Raw genomic sequence first — 22064 nt, 5'->3', positions numbered from 1 at the left:
CACACTATTCTGAAGTTTTACTGGTGAAAATACCCATGCCAACTTACATATCATATTAATTTTGTTTCCTTTTTTGAAAGACGGATTGCTTTGAGTTCATGATTCTAATGGGCTCCGCCCAAACCCCTGAAGGTGTACCAACGGTTTTAAGCCATTCCTTAAATTCATTATACTCCTCTATCACCATTAACAAATAATTTCCTTAAAATCTTTACAAAGCACATGAAAAAATCACCTGTAGGCTTTTATTATGAAAGCTTCACGGTGATTTTATTTTTTCTTTAGAATGGAAAAATCAATAAAAATTCTTCCATTCTTGATTCGATCATAAATTGAATATCATTTTTTCAATAAATAATTATAAATTAACTTACCCATGAGAATATTTTCTACTCAAGTGCTATTTTGAAATTCTCAATTAAATCTTCTATGTCCTCAAGTCCAACAGATACTCTTATTAGATTGTCACCTATTCCAAGTTTAATCCTTTCATTATGAGGGATTTCTGCATGGGACATTTTAGCTGGATATGAGACTATAGTTTCTACTCCCCCAAGACTTACGCCAACGGCAGCACATTTCACTTTTTTCATAAAGCTTTTTGCTTTTTCAGTGCTGCATGCTTCAAAGGACAATACAGCTCCTGCTCCTGAGGCTTGGGAAAGGTGTATTTCTCTGCCTTCATGGCTAGGCATTCCTGGATAGTGTACTCTATCAACAAATTTGTTAAGTAGAAGCCATTTTGCAAGCTCTGTGGCATTATTTTGTTGATAATTTAGCCTTACCTTAAGGGTTTTCATTCCTCTCAATAATAACCATGAATCTTGTGGACTAAGCACTGCTCCAAAGGCATTTTGAACAAAGTAAATCTTATCCGCTAGCTCTTTATTTTTCGCAACAACAAGGCCTGCAACAATGTCACTGTGTCCATTTAAAAATTTTGTAGCACTATGAACTACTATATCCGCTCCAAGCTCTAGTGGTCTTTGAAGATATGGTGACATAAATGTATTGTCTGCAATAACCAATAACTTGTATTCTCTTGCAAGTTCAACTATTGCCCTTATATCTGTTATTTTCATAAGTGGGTTTGATGGTGTTTCTATATAAATTGCTTTTGTGTTCTTTTTTATTGCTCTCTGAACTTCATTTATATCTGTTGTATCTACAAATTCACACTCAACTTCAAACCTTGAAAAAAATTGTGTTGTTATTCTGTAGGTTCCTCCATAAACGTCTTTTGGTACGATTATGTGATCATGGGCTGAAAAAATGCTCAAAACCGAGGAAATTGCCGCCATGCCTGATGAAAAAGCAAAGCCTTTGTAACCTCCTTCTAAAAGAGCTATTGTATTTTCTAATGCTTCACGTGTAGGATTTCCTGATCTTGCGTAATCATAAGTTACATGTCCATCTATGTTTTCTTGATGAAAGGTTGAAGTTTGATATATGGGAGTACTTATAGCTCCTGTTGCCTTATCTCCTTCAAATCCGCTGTGTATAAGCTTGGTTCCAAATTTCATTTTAAAATCCCCCTTAATATTTATGCTTGCAATGCTTTATCTAAGTCTTTTATTAAATCATCTACATTTTCGATTCCCACAGAAAATCTAAGAAGCTTATCTGTAACGCCTAGCCTTTTCCTTATATCATCTGGAATATCTGCATGAGTTTGAGTATAAGGATAGGTTATTAAACTTTCCACTCCACCAAGGCTTTCAGCAAAAATTATTACTTTTACGCTTTCAAGTACTTTTTCTACGGTTTCTTTACTATCTACGTAAAAGGAAATCATTGCTCCAAAACCTGATGCTTCACTTTTTAAAATATCATGACCAACGTGCTCCTCTAATCCTGGATAAAGAACCTTTGTAATTTTCTTATGTTTTTTTAAGAAGTTTGCTATTTTAATTGCGTTTTCCTGCTGTCTATCAAGTCTTATGTGAAGGGTTTTTATTCCTCTTAAAATTAGCCAACTATCAAAAGGTGCAAGCACAGCTCCAACAGAGTTTTGTATAAATCTAAGCTTTTCAATTAACCTTTCATCATTTAAAATGACAAAACCTGCTAAGGCATCATTATGTCCACAAAGATACTTAGTTCCGCTGTGAAGAACTATGTCTGCTCCAAGCTCTAGTGGTTTTTGATAGTAAGGCGTCATAAAAGTATTGTCCACTATAAGTAAAGTATTATGTTCTTTTGCTAATTTACTAACCTCTCTTATATCAGTAATTTTCATAAGAGGGTTTGTTGGAGTTTCTAGGTATATGGCTTTTGTATTTTCCCTCAATTCCTTTTCTATATTTTCAGTGCTTGTTGTATCTGTATATGTGACTTCAATTCCATAATGTTCATATATCTCCTCAAATATTCTATAGGTTCCTCCATACAAGTCATCTGAAACGATTATATGATCTCCACCTTTAAATATGGTAAGAACACTTGATATTGCAGCCATACCAGAGGAGTATGCGAGACACGCTCTACCATTTTCAAGTGCTGCAACTGTCTTTTCAACTTCATCTCTAGTGGGATTTCCTGTTCTTGAATAATCATATCCAGTTCCTTTATTTAAGCCTTCATGTCTAAAGGTAGAACTTTGGTATATTGGGTAGCTTATTGCCCCAGTTCTGCTCTCAAAACCACTCTCCCCATGAACTGCTTTTGTCTCAAAATTTCTACAATCTATTTCTCCCATAATCTTCTCCTCCTAATAATAAAAAAATAAAACTGCTTCTTATCCATTAAAAAATAAGAAGCAGTTTTAAAAACATTCTCATCTCTCAGGATAAACCTGTAGGAATTAGCACATCTCCAAAATAATTGGATGTTGCCGGACTTCATAGGGCCTATCCCTCCGTCACTCTTGATAAGAAACAATTATTTAGTTTTCGAACTTGTTTAATATGATTATTATATGTTCTATTATTTTAATTGTCAAGAATATTTTTCTATGCTAGCTTATTAGCCACTCTAAATATTCCTTTAATGCAATGTTTTATGTTTTTAATTTATTTCGCTGATAATTTTAGTCGGTATATTTTTATTTGATAAAAGACGGATTGATTGGGGTTTATGATTCTAATGGGCTCTGCCAAAACCTCTGGCCTAATTTATATGTTGTATTAGAGTTTATTAGCTTTGATAAAAGATGAGTTAATTTGAGTTCATAATCCTAATGTACTTTGTCACCCTCCCTATACTAACTTACATATCTTATTAATTTTATTTTCTTTGAACTATTTGAATTGATATTTTGAAGTTTTAATACCTATTATTAGCCTTAGCACAAAACATTTTTCTTTATAAATACCTATATGTAGTGCTTGACTCCTAAATTTTCTACCTTTATAATATGTTTTAAATGTAAACTTTAATATTAGTTATAATAATTTTAAATAATTATATTATAATATAAACAAGTTTTTACAATTAACAAAGGATGTGTAATTTAGTGAAAGAAAAAAAGATAAAAATTCTTTGCAGTATTGCTATAATGTTTATGATACTATTATCAGTAGGTTGCTCAAAAACAGGTCAATCCGACGATAATTCATCAAAGTCTAAAGCTTCCGTTAAATCAAAGTGGATACCTAGTAACACTAGTACTAATTTAAAATCAAAATATAGCGTAACTCGAAGTAAATTTGTATCTCAAGGACAAAATATAATAGATAAATTGAAATTAATATGTGATAAATATGGAATTAAATATACTTTGAATGATAAATATTCTAAAGGTAATTGGTTAGCTTTTAATGCTAAAGATATAAAAGAAAATGGCAATAATGGAAATGTGTATGATATTTCATATACTGGTGATATTATAACTGATGGAAAGGGAAATACAACAGCTTATAACAATGTTGAGTTGGATGTAAGACAAAAAAACAATAAACATTTTGATACTAGATATTGTAAGTTTCTAAGGGAATTTATAACCAGCTTAACTGGAAATAGCAATTATGATTTTAAAGACTTTAATTCTTCGGTAAAGCAGGTAGATAAAGATTATACTAAAAAAGTTTTAGCAAATAGAGTAAAAAATAATGCTAAATCCTTTGAGACTATAAGAGTTGTTCAATATAATGATAATGAAAATACTTTAGAATATAGATTTGTTACGGGCTCAATGCCTTTAAAATAATTAAAAAACACGCCCTAGCTTTCATATGAAATTTATTTTTCATTAGCTAAGACGTGTTTTTTAGGTTGTTACCCCATTGCAACTTATTTGTCTTTTAATACTACCTATATTAAAGGTAGAGGTGTATTTATATGAATTTTTGTAGCTAGCATTATTATTTGAGTGATAATCGTAGAAATAGTATAGCGTAATGATGGATTTACGCTATCTTTCCAACCCCCTTTATTAACAACATCCTTAATTAGCTTATTTTCTTTTTTGAATGACGTGTTTTTTCTAAGTTCATGATTATAATGGGCTCCGCCCAAACCTCTTTATTAACGACATCCTTAATTAGTTTATTTTCTTTTTTGAATGACGTGTTTTTTCTAAGTTCATGAATATAATGGGCTCCGCCCAAACCTCTTTATTAACGACATCCTTAATTAGTTTATTTTCTTTTTTGAATGACGTGTTTTTTCTAAGTTCATGAATATAATGGGCTCCGCCCAAACCTCTTTATTAACGACATCCTTAATTAGTTTATTTTCTTTTTTGAATGACGTGTTTTTTCTAAGTTCATGAATATAATGGGCTCCGCCCAAACCTCTTTATTAACGACATCCTTAATTAGTTTATTTTCTTTTTTGAATGACGTGTTTTTTCTAAGTTCATGAATATAATGGGCTCCGCCCAAACCTCTTTAGGTGTACATTTTTTTGACGAAGTCTTGGACATTCTTTAATTTTAGGAGATCCTTTTTAGGGAACGCTCTATCCATTACACCATTTGACATTTTTAATTTTATGTTTAGTGGCTGAGGTCCTCCATTTGTTTTTAAATCCTCATAGAATTGATCGTATCTTTCTTGTTCTGTTCCTTCATAAGTACACTCTTTGTAGTTAAAGTAATCTGTTGAGAAAGAGTACTCAATTTTAAATTCCTCTAAGCTTCCTGTGATTTTTATCTTAAATAATTTCATTTTAATCCTCCTAAAATAATATAGTTTGTGGGTTTATGTATATGAAAACCAGGCAAACTTAACTATCCACACTGTTCCCCCCTGAATACTAATATGGGTAAGCTAAGTTTTACCTTAGTTTTCCTTCAGTACATATTCTTTACAGGGTTAATCCAAAGCTTAATTTAGATTAACCTTAGATTTCTATTCTGCTTCTCCAGATATCTCTTCTTGATAGTATTGTTTATCAAGACTTTTGAAGAATGGGAAGTAAACTATAGCAGCTATTGCAATTATTATAAGCTGGAGTACCGCTCCTCTCCAACCTGCAACTATAAGACCCGATAGTACAGGCGGTGTAGTCCATATTGCTTGAACAGCTGTAAAGCAAGGTACTAAACCAGTATATATTGCGAAGTAAGTTAGTATTCCTGAAACAAGAGGACAAATCAAAAATGGTATAAACATAAGTGGATTTAAAACTATTGGTAAACCAAATAGAACTGGCTCATTTATATTAAAGCAACCTGGAACTAAGGCTAATTTACCTAACTGTTTAAGACGTTGTGATCTAGCGAATAAGAAACATGCTGCAACTAGTCCTAAAGTTATTCCTGAACCTCCTAAGGTTACAAAGTTATCTTGGAACTGCTGACATACTATGTGAGCATTTTTTCCAGCTCCTGAAGCTATTAATTTATGTCCAGCTTTGAAAACATCCTGGTTTGCTAATGTATTTGCTTGGTATATAGAGTTCATAACACCACCGATAAGAGTAGCACCATGAACACCAAACCACCAGAAGAAAGATATAACAAATGGTATTGCTATTGCTCCACCTAATGAGTCCGTTATTCCTTGTAGTGGAATTTGTAATACTTTATAAATCCATTCAAGTGCAGTTGCACCTGTAACAATATTAAAGAATATGAATATTAACATAGAACCTGTTATAATAACAGCACCTGGAATTAATGCTGAGAAAGCATTTGAAACACCTGATGGTACGCTTTCTGGAAGTTTGATTCTTATATCACGTTTTAAGAACCACGAATAAATATAACCTGTAAGTACACCAATAATTAAAGCGGCTATCATTCCTTTACCGCCGGTCCAAGCTTTTGGTATTACACTTTGAACCTTGTCGGCATGTTTCATAACAATTCCACCAACTTTATCACCTATATTTATTGGTGAATAACTTGGCATGATAATTAAAAATGCTACTGCACCTAAAAGTCCTGCTGTAACTGGATCCTGGCCTTCATTTTTTGAATATTGAGCTGCTATTCCTATTACAGCCGCAATTGCCATTATATCGAAGGTTGAACCTGAAACCTGAGTTAATGGAACAGCCCAATTTGGTCCAAATATTGCTGTCATCCAAGAGTTCCAGGATTTAATTGGAAAGTTAGCAATCAATAAAAATATTGATCCAACTAGAGTAAGTGGCATTGTGATTATAACTCCATCCTTTATGGCAGTTATAATTTTAGAGTTAGCAAATTTCATTATTGGCGGTATGAGTTTTTCTTGAATGGTATCTACTTTACTCATTATTATAATTCCTCCTCGATAATTTTATATGGTATATAAATTAAGTCCTGTTTAAACTATATATTTTTACCTCTTTCTTCTATTACTTTTTTATACCAATAAAATGATAATTTCTTCTTTCTATCTAAATTGTGTTTATGGTCTACATATATAAAACCATACTGTTTTTTGTATCCGTTAAGCCAACTTAAAAGATCGATTACTGACCAAGCGTAATATCCTTTAAGGTTTATCCCCCTACTTATAGCTTCTTTTATTGCTCTTAAATGAGCTTCTATGAATTTTATTCTAGGCATATCAAGAATTTCATCTTCTATTATTGGATCCTGATCGCCTAAACCGTTTTCAGTAATATAAATTTTGATATCACCATACTGTTCTTTCAATTTCTCAAGCCCCAAAATTAATGATTCAGGTGATATCTCCCAGCCCCATTTAGTGTAAGTTTTGTCGTCCATTTTTACTGTTCTATAAAATCCATCAAAGGATGCATTTCCAGGTGCCCCTGTAGAGTTCTCCCTTGTTCTTTCAATTTTTTCCCCTGTGTCATGATTTTTAATTACTCTTTGAGGTTGATAGTAGTTAAGTCCTATAAAGTCATTAAGCGGAGCTGCCTCCCTTAATGTATTCAATTCCTCATCTGTCCAATCTGGTAAAAATCCTTGTTTTTCTATATTTTTAATTACATATTCGGGGTATTTTCCCTTTAATATTGGATCGTAATACCAGGTAATCTCATATTGATTTGCATGATATGCAGCAGCCTTATTTTCTTCCTTATCATCAACACTGAAGGCTGGTGAGAATACATGCGTTATTCCTATTTCGCCATACTGTTTTAATTTTTTATATTCAATAACTGATCTGGCATGAGCTGTAAATACATTGTGTGTTGCTTGAAAATACTTTTTAACATCTCCTGTTATACCAGGCGGGTGAGCTCCACTTAAGTATCCATTGCTGCAAAACACTATAGTCTCATTAAAAGTAATCCAGCGCTTTACCCTATCTCCAAACGCTTCAAAACACGCTTTAGCATACTTTACAAAGGCATCTACAGTTTTTTTATTTGTCCATCCTCCAGCCTTCTCCAGTACCTCTGGCATATCCCAGTGATACAAGGTAACAAATGGTACAATGCCATATTTAAGGCACTCATCGATCAAATTATTGTAAAACTCTATTCCCTTTTGATTTATTTCTCCATCACCATCTGGTATTATTCTTGGCCAAGAAACGGAGAATCTGTATGAATCAAGTCCCATTTCTGCCATCAGTTTTACGTCTTCTTTGTATCTATGGTAGTGGTCTACTGCAACATCTCCATTAGTACCTTCAAAAGTTTTTCCTGGTATTTTGGTAAATACATCCCAGTTAGATACTCCCTTTCCATCTTCATTCCAGGCACCCTCTACCTGGTATGATGCAGAAGCAGCACCTAAAAAGAAATCCTTTGGAAATTTCATTTTCTACCTCCTTAAGTTTGTCTTTTATTTTCCTAAAACCTTTAATGCATGATCTAAAACCTTTTCACCATTGAGCATTCCATAATCAGCTGAATTTATTACTTCTACTGGTACTCCCTTTGGATCAAATACTCCTTTTGCTTTTGGTAAAAGAAATTTAATTTGAGGCCCAAGTAATGCTATATCAGCCTTGTCGGCATAATCAGCCATCTGTGCTTGAGGATAAGCCTCTATAAATGCTTCTATATTTTTTGCTTCAGCTGCCTTTTTCATTTTTGAAACTAACATACTAGTTGACATTCCTGCACTACAAAATAATAAAATTCTAACCATAATTGTTCCTCCTAACATTTTCTTTTTATTTATTGGACAAAGCATTTATATCCTTTGTCATTTCAATCATTTCAGTTATAAGATTTTTTTCTGAAATTGTGGTCATTAATTGATCCTGCGCATGTACAAATAATATTGAAACCTTTAGTGCCTCGCCCTCTGCTTCTTTTTGAAGCATTGAAGTCTGTATATCATGAGCCTTTCCTATAGCATCATTTGCTTGCTTTATTAAGCCATTTATCTCATCATACTTTCCTTCTCTTGCCTTGCTAAGCGCTTCATACATGTAGCTCCTAGCATCGCCGGAATAAATTATTATATTCATTATTATTTGCTCTATATCCATTCGTACCCCTCCAGTCAAATACTTTTTTTCTCACTTAACTATTAAAGCAAACATCATGCCAAACACTTTTTTGCTTCTTAAAGTCTTTATTTATCAACAATTTTATTTAGTGTTTAAATTAAAAGCATAGTGTTTATATGTAAACATTTTAGTGTTCAAACACTTTTATACAATACATAGAAATAGTGATTTTTTTGTTGTATAATCAATATTAAGTAATTTTATACGGGGGATTACATTATGAATAGAAAAGAACAAATATACAATAAATTGTATGAGATGCCTGAGGGCACTAAGATAAGTGCGAAGGAGCTTGCTGAAGTACTAAATATGAGCAGAGCTAACGTAAGTCATGAACTAAATAACCTGTGCAAGGAAGGAAAAATATTTAAAACAAATGGCAGACCTGTTTTATTTTTTATTTCAAACACTATAAACACTAAAATAAAAAAAAGCAAATTAGATGAATTCGTAAAAAATAATTTAAGTTTGAGGCAGGCCGTTGAACAATTAAAGGCGGCTATACTTTACCCTCCAAACGGTATGAACTGTTTAATACTAGGAAACACTGGAGTAGGTAAATCAATGTTTGCTTCTCTTATGCACGAATATGCAGTTGAAATGAGAGTAAAGGAAAAAGGCTCTCCTTTTATAACCTTCAATTGTGCAGATTACAGCAACAACCCTCAACTTCTAACTTCACAGCTTTTTGGAATAAAGAAAGGAACTTATACTGGTGCAGATAGTGACAGAATCGGTTTAATAGAAAAAGCAAATGGAGGTATATTGTTTTTAGACGAGGTTCACAGATTACCTCCAGAAGGCCAGGAAGCACTTTTTACCTTTCTAGATAAAGGAATTTTTAGACGAATGGGAGACGATAAATCAAGAAGTTCCAATGTTTTAATAATATCAGCAACCACTGAAAATCCTAACTCTTCTCTTTTAAAGACCTTTACTAGAAGAATTCCAATGCTAATTACAATACCTTCTCTTTCTGAAAGAACACTCGAAGAAAGATTATATTTAGTGAAAACCTTTTTTAAAGATGAAAGCAAAAAGCTTAATAGAGACATTTCTGTATCTCTTAATACAGTGAGAGCCTTCCTTTCGTATGATTGTCCCAATAATATAGGACAGCTTAAAAGCGACGTTCAACTTGTATGTGCTAGGGCCTATTCTGAATTTTTAACTGGCTCTATAAAAGATGTTAGAATTAATAGTCGCCTTATTCCTATTTATGTTAAAGAGGGTCTTTTTAAAGAAAAGGAACACAGAATACTTTGGAACAAGCTAATGGGTGATGAAATAGAATACTTTAAATTTTCAAGTAATGAAGCCTATGATATCAATGAAGATTCTCAAAATGCAAAAAAAAGCAATATTTATGAATATATAGAGCAAAAACTTCAAGCCCTAAAGCATAATGGCATTTCCAATATAGATATAGAAAACATTCTTGAAAAGGATATAACAAAATACTTCACAAAATATATTAGTGGTATTTCTGAAGAGTTGAACAAAAAAAATCTTATTACAATACTAGGAGAGGATACTTTAAACTTTGTAGATAAAATAATTTATCAAATCGTAACCTCCCTTAGAAAAAATATTAATAATAATGTGTATACTGCTCTTGCTCTTCATATAAACACTCTTATAACAAGAATAAACAGCAATAAAACTATAATTAATCCTGAACTTAGAAAAATAAAAAGTCTGTATCCTACAGAATACAAAATAGCCTTAAATGCAAAAAAACAGATTGAAAATTATATTAATCATCCTATTCCAGATGACGAAGCAGGTTATATAGCTTTATTCATTGTTAATAATGATGAAAAGTCTCCTTCAAAAGTAATAGACACTGTAAAAATAATTATAATTGCACATGGAAAATCAACTGCTACTTCTATGGCAGAGGTTGCCAACACACTTCTAGAGGAGAATTTTGTTATAGGTATAAACTGTCCTTTGGACATGAAACCATCAGTTGTACTTGGAGAACTTAAAGAGACCGTAAAAAGTAATTTATCAACAAGTGGTTATATACTTCTTGTTGATATGGGTTCCCTTACAACCTTTGGAGAGATTATAAAGAAGGAATTTAATATACCAGTAAAGGTTTTTCCTCTTGTATCAACTCTGCATGTAATTGAAGCTGCCAGAAAAGCCATGCTTGGACTTTCAATAGATGAGATTTTTAACAACATACTTACAATAAATTCATATCAACATATAACCCAACATTCTAGCGAACTTAACAATAAACCAATAAGAAAGAAAATAGCCATAGTAACTGCTTGTCTTACTGGCGAAGGAGGTTCTCTTGCTATAAAAAGCTTTCTAAATAGCAATTTAAAATACGATAAGGATTTATTTGAAATACTATGTTTAAATTGCCTTGATAAAAATCACTTTAAGAAGGAACTTTTATCAATAATTGAGCAAAAGGAAATTTTATTTTTAGTCTCCTCTTTTCCTGTTGACTTAAATATAAAACAGTATAATATGCATGATGTTTTAAGTATGAATGTGATTGACGAAATTCAACAGCTAGTGGATACAAAATCCGTAATTTTAAAGCTTTCCTTAATACTTAAAGAAAACATTGATAATATTGATGGAAAGCAGCTTTATGATGATATATATAGATTTGTAAAAAGAGTTGAATTCAAATTAAAATTAAAAGTAGATGATGAGGTTTTTATAGGTTTAGTACTTCACATTGCCTTTGCTATAAGTAGATTAAAGAAAGGAAGCCATTCCGCAGAATATCCTGATAAAGAAGACTTTATAAAAGACAATATGAAAGTTTACTCTGTTATAAAAGAAAATTTCGTTTATTTGTACAACAAGTATCTAGTAGATTTTTCAGATAATGAATTGTGCTATATTACAAATTTCTTTTTGAATTCACCAGCTTCTTAAAAATTAAAAAGATCATTTATAATTATGTCATATATAAATGATCTTTTTACTATCCAAAAGTATCAAACTTCTAATTGCATTTGCATCGTGTTAGTATTAAACTTATTATAGGTAAATTATTGAACTTAATGAAAAAAAGGGGAGAATTTATTATGGAAAATTCAAATGAAGTCATTCTAAATTTAATGAAAACTATTGCTGAAAATATGCCCGTTGTTTTTGATAACAAAGCCTGTATATTAGTAACCGATAAGGAAAAATACATAAAAGTAGTTAAAAGTTCTGGTTTATCCTTAAATGTTAACGAAGGTGAACCAATCACCAATGATTTAAAACAAATTATAAATAGTGGTACTCCTACTACAAAGGATATCAACGAAAGTTCTTTAAAAATACCTATTAGACGCTATACCTTACCAATTAAAAATGGTCATGGTGAATTTATAGGTTCTATTTCCATATCTAAAAGCATTGATGCAAAAAATAAACTTTTAGATTTATCTAGTGATTTAGCAGATACTATATCTAATGTATCAGCTGCTGTAGAAGAGTCTACTGCAAACATTCAAACGTTAAGTGAAAATAATAAGGATATTTTAGTAAATGTACATAAAGCAATAGAGCATACCAAAAATAGTGGAAGTGTATTAAAATTTGTACAGGGTGTTGCAAAAGAAACAAATCTTCTTGGCATAAATGCCGCCATTGAAGCAGCTAGAGCTGGTGAAGCTGGAAAAGGCTTTAGCGTTGTAGCTCAACATATTAGAAAATTATCTAATTCTACAAGCGATTCTATTAAGGAAATAAATGAAGTATTAAAAAATATAGAAGAATCTGTTCAACAAATAGCTGATAAAATCAGGAATTCCAACGAATCTTTTGACACACAAGCTGCTGCCCTTGAAGAAATTTCAGCTTCTGTTCAGGAAGTAAACAATAACGCAAAAACAGTTGAAGAAACTGCTAGAACTCTTTAATATATATTTTCAAATATATATAATGCAGAAGCCATCCTTAGCTTCTGCATTATCCATATTATAAAAACCCTACTCCCCATAATATATATACTTTTCTAAATAAATAAATTTACATTTCAATCCTCAGCTCTTTCAGCAACACCCCCCACTATAATAACTTTTTTCATCTTTATCCCTCCTTTACTATATTATTATATTAGAATATTCTAATATAATAGTCAATATAAATTTGATTTTATTTCAAAAAATAAAAATCCGATTTCATAAATTGAAATCGGATTTTTAAATATTTACTTATTTTGTGAACTATAGATATCATAACCAAACCATTTATTTGATAGTTTAGACAATGTTCCGTCCTTTTTAAGTTCATTATATGCCTTTTGATATGCATCTTTAAGAGTTTTATCTTGTTTTCTGAAAGCTGCTCCAACTGGCTCTTTTCCTAAGTACTTGCTTATTTTCTCATACTTGCCAGGATTCTTAGTAGTGTAATAATCTCCAACCATTGGGTCTGCTACTACTGCTTCTATTCTGTTATTTTCTAAATCTAAAAATGCATCTGTTGTCTGCTGATATTTCTTAGTTTCCTTTAAGCCATTAAACTTTTTAAGAGCATCTTCTGCTGTTGTACCAGCTTGACAGCCTACTACCTTACCCTTTAAATCCTCTGGTTTTTTTATTGTTGTGTTTGACTTTTTCACGAATACTGCAACTCCGCCATATATATACGGATCTGAAAATAGTAATGTACTTTTTCTTTCATCAGTTATACTTACACAGGATTGAACCATATCAAATTTTTTCGCTTTAAGTGCTACAAATATTCCATCAAAGGAGTTAGTAACTATTTGAACCTTTACTCCCATCTTTTTTCCTATAGCATTTATCATATCTATATCAAAACCCGATACTTTATTATTGCTATCTCTAAATTCCATTGGTGGATAATCATCTGAAAGTCCAACTTTAAGAACTCCAGCCTTTTTCACTTTACTGAGTGATTCATCGTTACTTGAACTTCCTGTACTTGAACATCCTGCTAGAAGTCCCACGCCGATTACTGCTGTTAATATTACTGCCATTATCTTTTTAACCGATTTTTTCATCAACCAAACACCTCTTTGAATTTTTATTCATATTATTTTAAACATAATTTCCTCACAACATAGTTATATTATACAAAAGCTTTTTAATTTAATCAAGCATTTTTATGCAAAATATACGAATATTTATTCAAACAAATCTATTTTGTCCTTTTATTCTTACCCTCCACTTCATATTTATATTCATTAATTTATTTAAGCATTCTACTTGATACATTTGATATATGACACTTCATACTTTCCACCGCTTTATCATAATTTCCTTGTCTTATTTCAGAAATTATTACTTCGTGCTCCTTAATTGCAACTTCTTTATACTTATTTAAGCTTCCTGATAATATAAGATATCTTTGTACAATAGTATTTATATCCTTAAGCATTCCATGTAGCCACTTATTATGCGTTAGCTCTCCTATAGCCACATGAAATTCATATTCCATTTTAATAAGTTCTTCATAGTTATCTTCCAAAACTGCTTTCTTCTGCCTACAAAGTATTTCTTCAAGCTTTTTAAGTTCATCTTCCCCTATATTATTCTCTAACTCTTTTACTGCTAAAGGCTCTAAAACCTCTCTAACAACAGTTATTTCTTCAACATCCTTTTGACCTATGTTTGCTACAATTACATTTCTAGATGAATTTATTTCAACCAAATGGTCATACGCTAATTTTCTTAGAGCAGCTCTAAGTGGAGTTCTACTTATTGCAAGCTGTTCTGCTAATTTTTCTTCAATTAAAAGTTCACCTGGTTTAAAAATATTAGTCATAATAGCATCTTTGATTATTTCATAAGCTTTATCTGTTAGCGAAATCTTTGTCCCTATCTCTGGTAACTTACTCATACTATTCCCCTCTGCTTCAAGATTGTATTTTTATGCAATAATACTTATAACAATTATGCTATCATATTAACCTCGAAATTTAAAGAATTTTGTTCAAAAAAGCCCTTGTTCTCTCTTCTTTAGGATTATTAAATATATCCTCTGGCTTTCCTTCTTCTACGATTTTTCCTCCATCCATGAATATAACCCTATCGGAAACCTCTCTTGCAAATCCCATCTCGTGTGTAACCACAACCATAGTCATTCCCTCTCTTGCAAGATCTTTCATTACGTTCAAAACTTCTCCAACAAGCTCTGGATCAAGTGCAGAAGTTGGTTCATCAAAGAGCATTATATCTGGCTGCATGCAAAGAGCTCTTGCTATTGCTACTCTTTGTTTTTGACCTCCTGAAAGCTTTGAAGGATATACATTACACTTATCAATAAGTCCAACTTTATCTATCAATTCTTCCGCTCTCTTTTTTACCACAGCTTTAGCTTCTTTTTTTACTGTTATTGGTGCCTCCATAACATTTTCTAGCACAGTCATATGAGGAAAAAGATTAAATCCTTGAAACACCATTCCCATCTTTTCTATTATTCCTTTATAAGTCTTCTTATTTTTACTATCTATTTTTTCTCCCTCTATTACAACACTTCCCTTCTCTGGAATTTCTAAATGATTAATACATCTTAAAAAAGTACTTTTGCCAGAACCTGAAGGTCCTATTATAACAAGCACCTCTCCTCTTTTTACCTTTATGTTCAAATCTTTAAATACTGTAAGCTTTCCAAATACTTTTGTTAATCCACAGGTCTCTATCATTGACATAATATCACCTCCTAATACAAAGATAATTTTTTCTCGATACGTGAAAATAAAAATGTAAATACTGTTGTAAGTACAAGATAAAATACTCCTGTTATAACATATGGTGTAACTGCATCACCTGAAGACGAAACCAAAAGCTGAGCTTTTCTTAAAAGTTCCTCCATCGTTATTACTGAAACTAATGATGTATCTTTTATAAGTGCTATAAACTCATTTCCCATTGGGGGGTTAATGACCTCTAACAGCTTGAGGCAAATATAACCTTCCTCATTGGTGGGCCCTTCCGGGAATCCTAACGCTTTTGACGCCTCAAACTGTCCCTTATCTATAGCAATTATTCCTCCTCTTATTATCTCTGCTATATAAGCTCCCGAATTTAGACTAAGGCCTAATATTGCAGCCTGAGTTGCACTTATATTTATATTTAACGCTGGAAGCCCATAGTAGAATACATATAATTGTAGTAGGAGTGGGGTCCCCCTAAATATCCATGTATAAAATCCTCCTACTGCATTTAGAAACTTATTAGCTGATACCTTTAAGATTGCTACTAAAAGAGCTATTATGCATCCAAAAATTATTGCCATGAAGGTAAGCTTTATTGTTACAAGTGTTCCCCGTAGTAATACTGGTATTACCTTATCCAATGTATTAAAATCCATTCTTTTCCCTCCTTTTTAAGCTATTCTCTTATTATAGGAAATGTCATGCAGTGTATTCCTCCACCACTTTTTAATAACTCATTTAAACTTATTTTTATAACTTCTATACCATAAGCTTCAAGCTTTTCATTTACTTTTTTATTATTGTAAAAAGACATAACCTTATTATTTCCTAAAGCTTCAATATTACAATAATGTTTAGCTATCCCTTCTTTAGGAACATCTATTAATTGAAATTTCTTTTCCTTTAAAACTCTAAGGAAATCCTGAGATAAAACTTCCACGCATGCTACTGCTAACCTTTCTGCAACAACATTAAAACACATGTCGAGATGTAAATTACCTTTTTCTGCTCTAGCAGCTATAACCTCATATCCAAACCGTTCTATCTGACGCCTAATCTCTTCTATCCCCTCTAAATTAGTCCTGTCCACAGTTCCAATGGCAATAGTTTTGTCATCTAGAAACCAAAAATCTCCTCCTTCAAATACTCCCTTTTCACACTTAGCTACACATGGAATTTCAAGTTCTTTTAATTTATCCTCATATTCTTTTGTTTCTTCTTTTCTTACAGTCTCTTTAAAATTTCCAAGTATATATCCCTCTTTTATAGTTGCTCCAAAATCTCTTGAAAATACTTGATTTTTTAATTTAGGCTTTCCATCAATTAATATTACCTCAATTCCATTTTGCTGATACGCTTGTACTAACTCCTCATGTTCTTTAATACATTCCTCTTTATTTATCTCATATTCTTTTTCATACCATGATTTTGATATCTCATCTATTGGTTCAATTTCAATATAATCTGGTCTGCAAAGTAATACCTTTTTTAAAACTCCTGTAGAATTAACAACAAAATTTCTTTCCATTATAGGACTAGCACTAAAGTTTCTTTCCATACTCAACACTCCTAACAAAACACTGTATTTGTATTTGTATACAATACTATTTAATATTTATACGAATATTTATTTATTAACTACGTTCCTTATTTATTAATTATTTTTTTAGTTTAGCACACTTATTTTAATACTTTAATAATATTATATTAATAATTTTGTTGATATGTTATCACTTTTTCTTTTGATTTACAATATGTTTTTTTAATTTGCTTTATATTTTTTACCATCTGGTACTGTTTTATTAATTTATCAATACTTTTTTATACTAAAATGTATTTTTGTTGAAGTATTTTTTAGCATTTCATTATTTTTAACATAGTGTTATTAATAATAGTCTATTTAAATATTAAGTAAATTTTATAATCATTAACTCATTGGTATTTTGCATAAATATGTATTGCGTTTTTTTGATATTATCTTAAAAAATGGTATTATTAATTAACAATATAGCATTTTATCGCAGTAATTTTAGACATTTTTCTTGACTTCATTATTATATAAATGTAAAATTACATTATACGAATTTGGATACAATGATTACAACTACTTCCTGTTAGTGGTCTTTTACACTATATTTATTTGCTTAGCACATTTAAATAAATTTAAGGAGAGTCCTAAAAATGAGTTGTACAATTAATCCATTAGTAAAAAAAATTGAATTATCGCCTATTAGAGAAATTTCTGATGCAGCCTTAAAATATAGTGATGCAATTAATCTTACTGTTGGACAACCTGATTTCACAACCCCTGAACACATAAAATTATCAGCCAAAAAAGCTATTGATAATAATCATACTTCCTATACTGCAAATTCAGGTATTTGTGAACTAAGAAAAGCTGCCAGCAATTTTATAAACAAAAAATATAATCTTAATTATAATTCTGATAAAGAAATCATTGTTACAAATGGTGCTACAGAAGCAATTGACATATCTCTTAGAACTATACTTGAAAAAGATGATGAAGTTCTTCTTCCTGCTCCAATCTATGTTGGTTACGAGCCCGTAATAAATTTTTGTGGTGCAAAGCCAGTATATATGGATACCTCCTCTAATAATTTCATTCTAAATGCAGAAATACTAGAAAAATACTTAACTCCAAAAACCAAGTGTTTAATTTTATGTTATCCTTGCAACCCTACAGGAAGTGCAATGGACAAAAATGCTTTAACTGAAATAGTGAATTTGCTAAAAAATAAAGACATATTCGTAATATCTGATGAGATTTACAGCGAATTGACTTTTAAAAAAAGGCACTTTTCAATAGCTGGTTTTGAAGACATGAGAAATAAAACAATTCTATTAAATGGTGTATCAAAATCCCATTCAATGACAGGTTGGAGAATAGGCTTTATTTTTGCTCCAGAATATCTAACTTCTGAAATATTTAAACTCCATCAATACGGTTCTACTTGTTCTTGCTCTATAAGCCAATATGCTGCTTTAGAGGCTCTTACAAACGGCTTTAATGACTCAGAATATATGAAAAAAGAATACATTAAAAGAAGGGATTTCATATACAAAGAACTGGTTTCTATGGATTTTGATGTTGTTAAACCTGAAGGAGCTTTTTATATCTTCCCATCAATAAAAAAATTTAATATGACCTCATTAAACTTTTCTCTTAAACTTTTAGAAAAAGAACATTTGGCCGTAGTTCCAGGAAGTGCCTTTTCTCATTATGGTGAAGGTTATATAAGAATTTCCTACGCTGCTTCCATGAAGGATTTAAAGGAAGGAATGATTAGATTAAGGAGATTCATACAATCCGTTAAATTATAATAGTAAGGGGATGCTTCTCTTACTATATAGCCATCCCCTTACTATTAAATACTTCTTTTTTATATTTTTTTTCTGCGCCAAAATACCCTATTAAGAGTGAAATAAAATATACCAAATATATAAATGCAGTTCCAAAGGAGAAATTAAACTTTAGATTAGAAATCTCAATATACACTACGCTCATAAATAAACTAAGAATAAGAGGTTTAAAAAATATAATAAAAAGTTTAAGTCTAATAAATCTTTTGAATTCATTTTGAGTAATTCCAATTATAAACATTTTATAATATAGTCTCTTAACTGAACGTATGTCAAAGGAAGTTTTGCAAAAAATAATACTTGAAAAAATAATAAAGCATAACAATATAGTAAACACATATATGAAAGTTACAAAATAGCCTTTATTTGCTGCAAACACATTACTCATGCCTTGATATCCTGTATCATACGTGTAGTAATTTATTCGTACATAAGATATGATTATAAAGCTCATAACTGAAAGCAAAAAAGTAAGCTTTTTATCCATTTCAAACATACTCTTGACACTTTTCATCTGCATGTATATATTATTTTTGCTTTTCTTTACTACTTTCCGTACAATCCACATAAACGGACTTGAAGATAAATATGCAAGAAATACACTTATAAAAATATTTGTCATGTAAAACTCCATATTTTGAGAAAAACCTTTTGACATCTTTTTATAAAGTATACACCCTAAAACTATAAGAATGAAAATTCTAAGCTTTCTATTTTCATGCTTCATTAATATAGGCGTACCTTTGTATTTAAGCAGTCTTTTTGCATCAAGAAAACTTGATATCTTATAACTTCTATATAGCATTAATGCAAGCATCCATAAAAAAAGAGATATGACATTAACATAATTCTTATATGTTATTTGAAAAGCCACATTTCTAAGACCACACAATTTAATTATTGAAAGGAAGAATATCTTAGAAAAAACAATTCCCAAAGACGCCCCTATAATAAATGCTACGCTTACTAAAATGAAACTTTCCATTATGAGTAATCGTCTCAATTCTACCTTTGTTACTCCAATTAAAATAAGAGCCTTAAATTCATCAGTTCTCCATTTAATATAATTATTATAAGAATACGTAATAAATATACCTATACATATTATTATGCATATAATCGAAAGCTTTACTACATAGTTTATAAAGGTTCTCCCATTGTTTTGGGGCATATGGGTACTTAAAGTTACAGTAGAATATATAAAAGTTATCATTATAGCAAAGCTTGAAGATATAATAAAGCCAACATAACTGAAAAAATTAATTTTCAAACTATTACTTAGAACCTTTTTATACTTCATCTACTTCACCGCCAATTATAGCAAGACAATCCAATATCCTATTAAAAAAATCCTCTTTTCCTTCTTTTTTACGAATTTCAGTATACATTTTTCCATCTTTTATAAAGAGTACTCTTTTACAAAAGCTTGCAGCATAAGAATCATGTGTAACCATAATTATAGTGCTATTTCTATTTTCATTTATCATTTGCATATACTTCATAAATTTAGTAGATGCCTTAGAATCCAAATTTCCTGTAGGCTCATCTGCCATTACTATTTTAGGATTTGTAATGAGTGCCCTACAAGCCGCTGCTCTTTGCTGCTGTCCCCCTGATACATTATGAGGATACTTATTTCTTTGTTCCCATATATTAAAAAATTTAAATAACTCTTCAACCCTATCCTTAACGTTTTCACTACTATCATCTTTAATAAAAAGAGGTAATACAGCATTTTCCTCCAAAGTCAAATCATCAAGCAAGTTAAAATCTTGAGATATTATTCCTAAATTTTCGCGTCTAAAGATAGCCATTTCATCTCTTGTAAACTTTGTTATATCCTTGCCCATTATTTTAATTTTTCCACGAGTAGCTTCATCTATTCCACTTAATATATTTAAAAGAGTTGTTTTTCCACTTCCCGAGGGCCCCATAATTGCAGTAAATTCTCCATCTTCAATATTTAAACTTATACCGTTTAGAGCATTGTTTGAATTAACCTCAAGCCTTCCGCCATAAACCTTGGTTACATTTTCTGCTTGAAGAACATACAAATTTTTCACATCCCTTACACAAAAATTATATATAAACAATTTAAAATTCAAATATTTTTCTCTATAATTATAGAAAAATTATATAAGTAAAGAAATCTTATTGTATTAATATTGACTTACATTTTTGTAAGCTAACTTTAAATCAAACTTTAGCCATGTATGTAATTTTAACTATAGTACCCTTATTAATTTCAGATTCTACTGATATTTCATGTCCAAGATTATCGGCTATTTTCTTACATATGTAAAGTCCTATACCTGTAGAATTTTCAAAATTCCTCCCATTTTCACCAGTAAAAAATGGCTCAAAAATTCTTTTCAAATCATACTTTGGTATTCCTACACCGTTATCTTTTATAACTAAATGCGTCTTATTATTAGACTGAACTATATTAAAATAAACATATCCCTTCTCCTCTTTTTTAGAGTACTTTATTGAATTTGAAATTATTTGATCGATTATAAAGGTACTCCACTTCTTATCTGTAAGCACCAATGCCTTATCTACATGAAATTCAACTTTAGGAAATGCATTTCCATATATGAATTGGTTTTTCTTTAAATTAATTGTCCTTTTTACAAGCTCTACTATATCAACTATCTCAGGTTCATAATCTCTTGAAAACTCATCTAGCCTTATTATATTTAGCACCTGATCCATACCATTTTTTATTTTATAATTTTCTTCTTCAATGTTCTTTATAACATCTCCGCTAAGTTTTTCTTTCTCCCTCTGCACTATTAAATCTATTACAGAAACGGGCGTTTTCATATTGTGAATCCATTGAGAAATAAAGTATTTTATATCAGAATTTTTATAATCTATCTCACTTATTTTAGCCGCATAATTTTTATGTATTTTAAGAATAGCTTCTTGTGCCATCCTTTGCTCAGGAGTCACTGATTCTAAATCATAGTACTCTCTTTCTATTCCCCTGGTTAAGTTAGCATTAAATCTGTAATATTTAAACCATTCGGTAACTATAAAAATAATATATATAGAAACCACCATAAAAATTGGATAAACCACATCTGTTATGTTCTTAGAAACGTAAAAATAAAAAAGTATAATTCCTGAACTTAAAAAAAAACTTATACTATATGAAAGCTTTTCCTTCATAAAATTCTTAATAATCTTTTTGTACATAAAAAAACCCCTAACACAAT

19 protein-coding genes and 1 riboswitch are annotated in these 22064 nt (G+C 30.8%); of the genes, 4 read left to right on the top strand and 15 right to left on the bottom strand.

Annotated elements, in window-relative coordinates:
• Positions 1-389: 389 nt before the first annotated feature.
• Positions 390-1523, bottom strand: a complete 1134-nt coding sequence (locus CA_RS02200) for a trans-sulfuration enzyme family protein (protein ID WP_010963713.1) — start codon at positions 1521-1523, stop codon at positions 390-392.
• Between the two features lie 20 nt (positions 1524-1543).
• On the bottom strand, positions 1544-2698 hold the full coding sequence (locus tag CA_RS02195; protein ID WP_010963712.1) for a trans-sulfuration enzyme family protein: 1155 nt from the start codon (positions 2696-2698) through the stop codon (positions 1544-1546).
• Between the two features lie 75 nt (positions 2699-2773).
• Positions 2774-2876: riboswitch (SAM riboswitch) on the bottom strand.
• A 578-nt stretch (positions 2877-3454) separates the two neighbouring features.
• On the opposite strand from CA_RS02195, the gene CA_RS02190 reads away from it, so the two are divergent.
• Positions 3455-4147, top strand: a complete 693-nt coding sequence (locus CA_RS02190) for a hypothetical protein (RefSeq protein ID WP_010963710.1) — start codon at positions 3455-3457, stop codon at positions 4145-4147.
• 682 nt (positions 4148-4829) lie between these two features.
• On the opposite strand, the gene CA_RS02185 is transcribed toward CA_RS02190, so the two are convergent.
• The 5 genes from CA_RS02185 to CA_RS02165 form a co-directional block, all read right to left on the bottom strand.
• Positions 4830-5108, bottom strand: a complete 279-nt coding sequence (locus CA_RS02185) for a hypothetical protein (RefSeq protein ID WP_010963709.1) — start codon at positions 5106-5108, stop codon at positions 4830-4832.
• Between the two features lie 183 nt (positions 5109-5291).
• Positions 5292-6644 (bottom strand): PTS sugar transporter subunit IIC, encoded by a 1353-nt coding sequence (locus tag CA_RS02180; RefSeq protein ID WP_010963708.1) that lies wholly within the window; start codon positions 6642-6644, stop codon positions 5292-5294.
• Positions 6645-6700: 56 nt separating this feature from the next.
• Positions 6701-8110: a GH1 family beta-glucosidase gene (locus CA_RS02175; RefSeq protein ID WP_010963707.1), complete on the bottom strand. Its 1410-nt coding sequence runs from the start codon at positions 8108-8110 to the stop codon at positions 6701-6703.
• A gap of 24 nt (positions 8111-8134) precedes the next feature.
• Positions 8135-8443, bottom strand: coding sequence for a PTS sugar transporter subunit IIB (locus tag CA_RS02170; RefSeq protein WP_010963706.1), 309 nt, complete (start codon positions 8441-8443; stop codon positions 8135-8137).
• A 25-nt stretch (positions 8444-8468) separates the two neighbouring features.
• Positions 8469-8789: a PTS lactose/cellobiose transporter subunit IIA gene (locus tag CA_RS02165; protein WP_010963705.1), complete on the bottom strand. Its 321-nt coding sequence runs from the start codon at positions 8787-8789 to the stop codon at positions 8469-8471.
• A gap of 240 nt (positions 8790-9029) precedes the next feature.
• Here CA_RS02165 and CA_RS02160 point away from each other — a divergent pair, with 240 nt between their 5' ends.
• Positions 9030-11720 (top strand): sigma 54-interacting transcriptional regulator, encoded by a 2691-nt coding sequence (locus CA_RS02160; RefSeq protein WP_010963704.1) that lies wholly within the window; start codon positions 9030-9032, stop codon positions 11718-11720.
• A 152-nt stretch (positions 11721-11872) separates the two neighbouring features.
• Positions 11873-12697, top strand: coding sequence for a methyl-accepting chemotaxis protein (locus CA_RS02155; protein WP_014518836.1), 825 nt, complete (start codon positions 11873-11875; stop codon positions 12695-12697).
• Between the two features lie 290 nt (positions 12698-12987).
• Here the strand turns inward: CA_RS02155 and CA_RS02150 are convergent, their stop codons facing one another.
• From CA_RS02150 to CA_RS02130, 5 genes are all read right to left on the bottom strand, one after another.
• Positions 12988-13806: an ABC transporter substrate-binding protein gene (locus CA_RS02150; protein WP_010963702.1), complete on the bottom strand. Its 819-nt coding sequence runs from the start codon at positions 13804-13806 to the stop codon at positions 12988-12990.
• A 188-nt stretch (positions 13807-13994) separates the two neighbouring features.
• Entirely contained in the window at positions 13995-14645 is a 651-nt protein-coding gene (locus tag CA_RS02145; RefSeq protein WP_010963701.1) for a GntR family transcriptional regulator, read from the bottom strand.
• 79 nt (positions 14646-14724) lie between these two features.
• Positions 14725-15456 (bottom strand): amino acid ABC transporter ATP-binding protein, encoded by a 732-nt coding sequence (locus CA_RS02140; protein WP_010963700.1) that lies wholly within the window; start codon positions 15454-15456, stop codon positions 14725-14727.
• Between the two features lie 11 nt (positions 15457-15467).
• The gene (locus CA_RS02135) at positions 15468-16118 is read right to left on the bottom strand and encodes an amino acid ABC transporter permease (protein ID WP_010963699.1); all 651 of its coding nucleotides are present in this window, start codon (positions 16116-16118) and stop codon (positions 15468-15470) included.
• A 20-nt stretch (positions 16119-16138) separates the two neighbouring features.
• Positions 16139-17020, bottom strand: coding sequence for a dimethylarginine dimethylaminohydrolase family protein (locus CA_RS02130; protein WP_010963698.1), 882 nt, complete (start codon positions 17018-17020; stop codon positions 16139-16141).
• Between the two features lie 623 nt (positions 17021-17643).
• On the opposite strand from CA_RS02130, the gene CA_RS02125 reads away from it, so the two are divergent.
• Positions 17644-18804 (top strand): aminotransferase A, encoded by a 1161-nt coding sequence (locus CA_RS02125; RefSeq protein WP_010963697.1) that lies wholly within the window; start codon positions 17644-17646, stop codon positions 18802-18804.
• 22 nt (positions 18805-18826) lie between these two features.
• On the opposite strand, the gene CA_RS02120 is transcribed toward CA_RS02125, so the two are convergent.
• From CA_RS02120 to CA_RS02110, 3 genes are all read right to left on the bottom strand, one after another.
• On the bottom strand, positions 18827-20143 hold the full coding sequence (locus CA_RS02120) for an FtsX-like permease family protein (protein WP_010963696.1): 1317 nt from the start codon (positions 20141-20143) through the stop codon (positions 18827-18829).
• Positions 20133-20897 carry an ABC transporter ATP-binding protein gene (locus CA_RS02115; protein WP_010963695.1) on the bottom strand — a complete coding sequence of 255 codons (765 nt, stop codon included), beginning with the start codon at positions 20895-20897 and terminating at the stop codon, positions 20133-20135. Before CA_RS02115 ends, CA_RS02120 begins: the two co-directional genes overlap by 11 nt.
• 142 nt (positions 20898-21039) lie before the next feature.
• Entirely contained in the window at positions 21040-22044 is a 1005-nt protein-coding gene (locus tag CA_RS02110) for a sensor histidine kinase (RefSeq protein ID WP_010963694.1), read from the bottom strand.
• Positions 22045-22064 lie beyond the last annotated feature (20 nt).

Source organism: Clostridium acetobutylicum ATCC 824 (assembly GCF_000008765.1).
Taxonomy (GTDB): domain Bacteria; phylum Bacillota; class Clostridia; order Clostridiales; family Clostridiaceae; genus Clostridium_S; species Clostridium_S acetobutylicum.
This window is presented reverse-complemented; position numbering and strand designations above follow the sequence as displayed.